The organism is Pseudoalteromonas sp. TAE79 (assembly GCF_000498015.1).
In the GTDB taxonomy this organism is placed as follows: Bacteria; Pseudomonadota; Gammaproteobacteria; order Enterobacterales; family Alteromonadaceae; genus Pseudoalteromonas.
The window spans coordinates 1-807 of sequence record NZ_AUTL01000043.1 but is presented as its reverse complement, the minus strand read 5'-3'; the positions used below and the strand labels follow the sequence as shown (position 1 = coordinate 807).

The 807-nt window shown below is 47.0% G+C and carries 1 protein-coding gene; it reads right to left on the bottom strand.

Going from position 1 to position 807, the window contains the following annotated elements:
• On the bottom strand, window positions 1-807 hold an 807-nt coding region (locus tag L655_RS0101175; RefSeq protein WP_024603814.1), incomplete at both ends, for a molybdopterin cofactor-binding domain-containing protein.

Genomic DNA, 807 nt, shown 5'->3' with positions numbered 1-807 from the left:
GTAGCCACAAAACCCATTTACGGTAATGTCGGCACCTTTTATTAAGCCATTTTCATCAAAACCAACATGGTATTGATTATAAAAAGGGTGGCGCTTACCGGTTAATTTAAAATCGTCGCTGCGGGCTAGGCGCATTTTTACTGCGCAGCCAAGGTGGTAAACCGCAAGAGCTGCAAGGCATGCCCATGGTGCGCCTTGGGTTTCTTTGCCGCCAAAAGCACCGCCCATACGGCGGGTTTCTACGTTTACAAAGCTAAATGGCTTTTTTAAAATTTTAGCAACTAAGTGCTGCACCTCAGTAGGGTGTTGCGTAGAGCACTGAACATGAATGCCCCCGTCGTTATCAGGTTGCGCCAGCGCTATTTGGCCTTCTAAATAAAAGTGTTCTTGCCCGCCTATGCTTATTTCGCCTTTAAGCTGGTGGGCTGCGTTATTAATGGCGTTTTCGCTGTTACCACGGTTAAGTGAATGGGGCGGCCTTACCCAGTGCTCTTTGCTAATGGCTTCTTTAATATCAAGTATGGGTGTAGTTTGCTCGCACTCAATAACCACTAAGCGTGCAGCGCGACGCGCTATGGCGTAGCTGTCGGCAACGACAATTAATACAGGTTGCCCGTGGTATTGAATTTCATGACTAGTGAGTAATACATCACCAGGAAATACTGGACCAATATCTAATTTACCCGGTACATCTTCGGCCGATAAAATACGTTTAACGCCTTCAACTGCCAGTGCGTGACTTGTATCTATTGATTTAATAAAGCCGCTTGTAACAGGTGCGAGCACTGGGTAGGCATGGAGGCAGCC